Annotated in this window: 5 protein-coding genes and 2 pseudogenes; all 7 read right to left on the bottom strand. The window is 55.7% G+C overall.

Features of this window, described 5'->3' with window-relative positions; all coding sequences use genetic code 11:
• Positions 1–70: 70 nt before the first annotated feature.
• Entirely contained in the window at positions 71–376 is a 306-nt protein-coding gene (locus tag R7P35_RS23480) for a LysR family transcriptional regulator (protein ID WP_001255015.1), read from the bottom strand.
• Positions 377–403: 27 nt separating this feature from the next.
• On the bottom strand, positions 404–1,618 hold the full coding sequence (floR, locus tag R7P35_RS23475; RefSeq protein ID WP_000214119.1) for a chloramphenicol/florfenicol efflux MFS transporter FloR: 1,215 nt from the start codon (positions 1,616–1,618) through the stop codon (positions 404–406).
• Positions 1,619–1,834: 216 nt separating this feature from the next.
• Positions 1,835–2,719, bottom strand: a complete 885-nt coding sequence (locus R7P35_RS23470; RefSeq protein ID WP_001447541.1) for a DUF3363 domain-containing protein — start codon at positions 2,717–2,719, stop codon at positions 1,835–1,837.
• 30 nt (positions 2,720–2,749) lie between these two features.
• Positions 2,750–3,778 (bottom strand): annotated as a pseudogene (locus R7P35_RS23465) (IS91-like element ISVsa3 family transposase); the annotation flags it as partial.
• Between the two features lie 13 nt (positions 3,779–3,791).
• Positions 3,792–4,127 (bottom strand): annotated as a pseudogene (locus R7P35_RS26605) (toprim domain-containing protein); the annotation flags it as partial.
• 82 nt (positions 4,128–4,209) lie between these two features.
• On the bottom strand, positions 4,210–4,722 hold the full coding sequence (locus R7P35_RS23460; RefSeq protein ID WP_086371372.1) for a dihydrofolate reductase: 513 nt from the start codon (positions 4,720–4,722) through the stop codon (positions 4,210–4,212).
• Between the two features lie 345 nt (positions 4,723–5,067).
• A partial coding sequence (locus R7P35_RS23455) for an IS91-like element ISVsa3 family transposase (RefSeq protein ID WP_000320694.1) occupies positions 5,068–6,232 on the bottom strand: 1,165 nt, incomplete at its 5' end.

Genomic DNA, 6,232 nt, shown 5'->3' with positions numbered 1-6,232 from the left:
GCTTAGCGGAAAGTTCTTTTACCCTCAGCCGAAATGCCTGCCGTTGCTAGACATTGCCAGCCAGTGCCCGTCACTCCGCGGTCTTCACTGCGTGATCGAGTTGATCGACACCCGCCGTGACACGCTCCATGAAGTGCCTGCCTGCGTCTGTTAGCCGAACGCCCCGCGCATGGCGCTCAAATAGCAGGACACCAAGGTTATCCTCCAGCGCTTTCACACGCGCGCTGACGCTCGACTGGCTGATACCAAGTGCCTTGGCCGCATGCCGAAAATTCAGATGCTCGGCGACGGCGATGAACTGAACAAGGGAAATGAGCGGTATCCTGCCAGACAGGATACCGACATTCACGAGGTTTCGATGGTTAGTGCGCCGCATCGGAGCGGGCCTGCTACCAGTCGTCGGTTAGACGACTGGCGACTTCTCGGTGGCAGCCCCACGGAGCCGAAGGAGCACCAGCCCCAACGAAACCAGTACCGCCATCGCCGTGGCGTAACAGATCACGGGCCACGCTGTGTCACCGTTTAAAAGTGCCACCGCCAATGTCCCGACAATGCTGACTATCAGGCTTTGAACGCAGAAGTAGAACGCGACCGCTGATCCCGCGATGTCGTCGAACTCTGCCAAAGCGCCGTTCGCGGTAACGGACACCGTGAAGACAATACCGACCGCGACAACCCACATCGGTAGGATGAAGGTGAGGAATGACGGCGAGCCGTAAAGTTCGCCGATCCCCAACAGGACCGCTCCGCAAACAAGCAACGCCATCCCACGCGCCACGCATCCTGCGATGCCCCATCTGGCGACAAAGGACTTCGCGAAACGGGTTGTCACGATCATTACAAGCGCGACAGTGGCGAAGGCAAAGCTGAATCCGATCTCGGAATATTCCGCTTGGCCTATGAGCACACGGGGAGCCGTCGAGAAGAAGACGAAGAAGGTGCCCATACCGGCGCTAAAGCCGACAGTGTAAACCCAAAAAGCCGGACTCGCGAAGATCGGCAAGACAGATCGGCGCGTCTTGACTTGATCCAGAGGGCGGGTTTCGTGCCACCTGAAACCCGCATTTAGGAGTGCGAGCATCGCCAGTATAGCCAAAGTAATGAATATCGCCTGCCATCCCAAGAACTCGCCGATCAATGCTCCGGCGATAGGGCCGAGCGCAGGCACGAACGCCAGCATCGAACTGAAAAGGCCGTAGATGACGACACCCTCAGGACGGTTGGCATAAACGTCGCGAACCGTCGCGAACGTCGCCACCAGCATGGCCGACGCGCCCACTGCTTGAAGTAGACGGAAAGCGACAAAGGCCGGTGCAGTTGAAGACCAAGCTGCTCCCAGAGACGCAATGACGAAAGCCGTTGCGCCCGCAAGTAGAATTGGCCGTCGCCCGATTCTGTCTGAGAGCGGACCAAAAATCACCTGGCCCACGCCGAGCATCACCATATAGAGGCTCAACGTGAGTTGGATCATAGCGGGCGTCGTGTTCAGGATGCCGGGCATCGCTGGAACGACAGGGAGATAAATATCCATCGCCAGTGAAGCGAGGATGTCGAAAGGAGCCATCAGCAGCAGTGCTGCCGGCAGCGTATAGGCCCACGCGGGGCGTGTGGTGGTCATGACGAATCAACCCTCGATTAAGGAATACCGGGCGACGTCTGCTCGTCAGCAATCAGATGAGACTAGCCTTACAGAGCGCCGCAACAACAATACTGGTTGTTGCGGCTTACTTGTCTGCTGACTTGGAATTTCCCATCTGATTACTCCACGCTTACGAATATGAATTGCTACATTTTATCCGATTATCTTTTGCTTCGCAATGCGGCATGGGCGCACTCAGCGTTCCAGCCCCCTCTGCCGCCCTAACTGCCACGACACCGACCCGCCCTGCACGATGCCCATAACCTCGCGGCCGAGTTGGCGGTCGATGATCGGCCGCCACGGGACAAGGGTGAACTCATGGGATTTCTCGACCACGGCGAACTTGCCGCTCGATAGATGCACGGTTCCGGTAAACTTGCCGCTGACGCTCTCGCCGTCCGTGGCGGCGCGGAACGGCAGGCCCTTACTCAAAGCCATATCCGATCCGACGCCGGCTACCTCGCGCTCCCGCAGGATGGCGAGAAGGTTGCGCCGGTAGAAGACGCGGCTGTCCCGGCTGCGGGTGGCGTCGCCCTGTTCGATATGGTGCTCGCGGCGCTGGTCCATGGCTTCGCGGACTTGTTGCCCGAAGCCGGTTGGCGCAAGGTCGGCCGTCTCGCCGTGGATCAGCCGCCGGTCCAGCCAGGTCGCGCCGTCCGATCCGATCTGTTTGTTCAGATCGACCGGGGAAAGGACGCGAACGCTGGCCTGACTGTCTCGGCCGGCGTCATGGGCGGCGGCACGGCTGACCAGATCATCGGGGATGCGCCATTGGTCGGCGTCGATCCGCTCGACGATACCGGCCCGGCGTAGCGCCTCCAGCCGGCGCACATGGGCATCGACATAGCCCTCATAGTCGCCGCCTGGAACGCGGCACGTATAGGAAGAATAAACGCCCTTTTCACCCAAGTCCAACAGCTTTGGACCGCAGTTGACTCTTTCGACACCCCTGCGATGCAACCCAATCCGGCTGACGGGGAGCCAGCAACGCTGAAAATTTACCCTCCTCTTTCCCACTAGCGGCTCCTTTTCCGACAACCAGCACGGCGGATCCCTGCCGCGGCGCTGTGAACGCAGCATTTTGATTGGTATCGTTGGCCTTCAGGCTCGTCAGTCAAACAGACCCAGGAGCAGCTCAGCCGGTGGCGCCCGGCTTTCGGGTAACGCCCTGGTCCCGCTGGTTTCGGCTTTGTGCTTCAGGTGATCAAGGATCTGCTTGATCACTATAGGGTCTTCAATGCAGGCGATGACTTTCATGGCGCCGCCGCAGCCGCTGCAGGTCTCGATGTCGATATTGAAAACACGCTTGAGCCGTTGCGCCCATGTCATCGACGCTCGCCGTTGTGCTGGTGTTGCCGGTTCATCAGCCACCCTGACCTTGTTGCCCCTGCCCCGTTTTGCCGGCGTGACCAACGCCCGGTGCCGACTGTTGGGTGCGAACACCCCGTGGAAGCGGGTTAGGTTGACTCTGGGCTTCGGTACCAGGGCGGCCAGCCTTGCAATGAAATCCAATGGTTCGAAAATGACGTGCGTGGTGCCGTCCCGGTACGGCGTCTTGAGCTGGTAGCGCACGTTGCCGCCTCGTGTTAACGACAGCCGCTTCTCGGATACCGCCGGGCGGCTGATGTACCGGCACAGCCGTTCGAGCTTCTTGCGTTCATCGGCCCTGGCCGCCACGCCGGCGTGCAGGCTGGACCCGGCTACCTTGCCAATCCCGTCACCGAACGGATCACCACTGGTCGGCAGAGTTTGCAAAGTGAACACCTTTCGCCCCGCCTGTGAACCGACAGCGATACGGTAAGTGATCGAGTGCCCCAGCAGGGGTGTCATCGGGTCGTCATCCACCGCATCCGAGGCCAGATAGCTGTTTTCGACATCCCGTTCCAGCAGGCCTTGCCGTTCCAGATAGCGACCCACCCGGTGGGCGATGGTGTGCGTCAGCTGGGTGAGCTCTGGGCTGGTCGGCGCCTTGACCCAGCGGAAACGCGCTGAGCCGTGGGATTGCTCGACATACACACCGTCGAGAAACAGCATGTGGAAGTGAACATTCAGATTGAGCGCCGATCCAAAACGCTGGATCAGGGTGACCGCGCCCGTCTTGGCCACTTGGTGGGTATGGCCCGCTTTCTTGACCAGGTGCCAATACCCATCTTTGTATCAACTCCCCTTCCTGCCCGGCATCCCCGCAATTGATGACTTCAGAACAAGATGCTACCAATTTTTCAATAACAGCAAATTGCCTTTTTACTCCATCGTTATCAATTAGTTTAATGCCAAATTTTTTAGGTACAATTGGCAGATCTTCCAATTTCCAGTATTTCCAATTTTCTTTGTAATCATGGGGTTCATTCAATGTACACAGATGGCCAAAAGTCCAGGTTACCCAATAGCCATTTCCTTCATAAAAGCCGTTGTTGCGTTGTTTTGCACCAATTACTTCGGCAATATCTTTTGCCACAGAAGGTTTTTCAGCTATACATAAAATCATAAGGAGGCAAAGTTAGTAAGGTCGTTGAAGTTTTGAAACCGTTACATACAAAACATTTCAACAAAAACAGTAAGTTTTAGAGTTATTTACGTGTATATTTTTTTATTTCAAAAGCAAAAGCGTGTTTTTCATCAATACCCTGTTTCAGTACAGTTTCACTATTCCACTCAGATTCAGAAAATTTAGGAAAAAAAGTATCTGCGTCAAACACTCCATCTACTTGTGTGATATACATTTCTTGAAGGATGTTTCGCTGCATAACTTCTGCATAAATTTGTCCCCCACCAATGATGAAAACAGTTCTTTCGGTTTCATTTTTATAGAACTCTAAACATTCAGTAAGTGAAAAAAAGACATGAGCTCCTGGTGCTTGATAGCCGATTTGGTGAGTTAAAACGGCATTTTCACGATTTGGCAAGGGTCTAAATTTCTCAGGAATAGATTCATAATTTTTACGTCCGGTTATTACTACATGACCTGTTGAAGTTTCTTTAAAGAATTTCATATCAGCCGGCAATTTCCATAACAAATCGTTGTCTTTACCAATGCCAAAATTTTTATCCATGGCAACAATTAATGATAGTTTCATAATGATCGGTATTGAATAATTAATTTTTTATTTGAGGCATTAAGCACATGCAATAATTTCTCAATTGGTTTTTTCACCTTTTCTTTCAAATGTAACTCATCTGCAGTTTGAATCATACGTATAGGAAGAATAAACGCCCTTTTCACCCAAGTCCAACAGCTTTGGACCGCAGTTGACTCTTTCGACACCCCTGCGATGCAACCCAATCCGGCTGACGGGGAGCCAGCAACGCTGAAAATTTACCCTCCTCTTTCCCACTAGCGGCTCCTTTTCCGACAACCAGCACGGCGGATCCCTGCCGCGGCGCTGTGAACGCAGCATTTTGATTGGTATCGTTGGCCTTCAGGCTCGTCAGTCAAACAGACCCAGGAGCAGCTCAGCCGGTGGCGCCCGGCTTTCGGGTAACGCCCTGGTCCCGCTGGTTTCGGCTTTGTGCTTCAGGTGATCAAGGATCTGCTTGATCACTATAGGGTCTTCAATGCAGGCGATGACTTTCATGGCGCCGCCGCAGCCGCTGCAGGTCTCGATGTCGATATTGAAAACACGCTTGAGCCGTTGCGCCCATGTCATCGACGCTCGCCGTTGTGCTGGTGTTGCCGGTTCATCAGCCACCCTGACCTTGTTGCCCCTGCCCCGTTTTGCCGGCGTGACCAACGCCCGGTGCCGACTGTTGGGTGCGAACACCCCGTGGAAGCGGGTTAGGTTGACTCTGGGCTTCGGTACCAGGGCGGCCAGCCTTGCAATGAAATCCAATGGTTCGAAAATGACGTGCGTGGTGCCGTCCCGGTACGGCGTCTTGAGCTGGTAGCGCACGTTGCCGCCTCGTGTTAACGACAGCCGCTTCTCGGATACCGCCGGGCGGCTGATGTACCGGCACAGCCGTTCGAGCTTCTTGCGTTCATCGGCCCTGGCCGCCACGCCGGCGTGCAGGCTGGACCCGGCTACCTTGCCAATCCCGTCACCGAACGGATCACCACTGGTCGGCAGAGTTTGCAAAGTGAACACCTTTCGCCCCGCCTGTGAACCGACAGCGATACGGTAAGTGATCGAGTGCCCCAGCAGGGGTGTCATCGGGTCGTCATCCACCGCATCCGAGGCCAGATAGCTGTTTTCGACATCCCGTTCCAGCAGGCCTTGCCGTTCCAGATAGCGACCCACCCGGTGGGCGATGGTGTGCGTCAGCTGGGTGAGCTCTGGGCTGGTCGGCGCCTTGACCCAGCGGAAACGCGCTGAGCCGTGGGATTGCTCGACATACACACCGTCGAGAAACAGCATGTGGAAGTGAACATTCAGATTGAGCGCCGATCCAAAACGCTGGATCAGGGTGACCGCGCCCGTCTTGGCCACTTGGTGGGTATGGCCCGCTTTCTTGACCAGGTGCGTGGCAATGACGCGGTAAACGATGCCCAGCACCCACCCCATGATCTCGGGCCGGCTGGCAAACAGGAAACGCAGCTGAAACGGGAAGCTCAACACCCACTGACGCATGGGTTGTTCAGGCAGTACTTCATCAACC

The sequence above is a fragment of the Vibrio sp. Vb0304 genome (assembly GCF_033338995.1).
Lineage (GTDB): Bacteria > Pseudomonadota > Gammaproteobacteria > Enterobacterales > Vibrionaceae > Vibrio > Vibrio alginolyticus.
This window is presented reverse-complemented; position numbering and strand designations above follow the sequence as displayed.

What these genes read in the sequence shown, in the direction of transcription:
- R7P35_RS23480 (WP_001255015.1), bottom strand. Translation starts at nt 376, where the DNA reads ATGCGGCGCACTAACCATCGAAACCTCGTGAATGTCGGTATCCTGTCT.
- floR (WP_000214119.1), bottom strand. Translation starts at nt 1,618, where the DNA reads ATGACCACCACACGCCCCGCGTGGGCCTATACGCTGCCGGCAGCACTG.
- R7P35_RS23470 (WP_001447541.1), bottom strand. Translation starts at nt 2,719, where the DNA reads ATGCTGCGTTCACAGCGCCGCGGCAGGGATCCGCCGTGCTGGTTGTCG.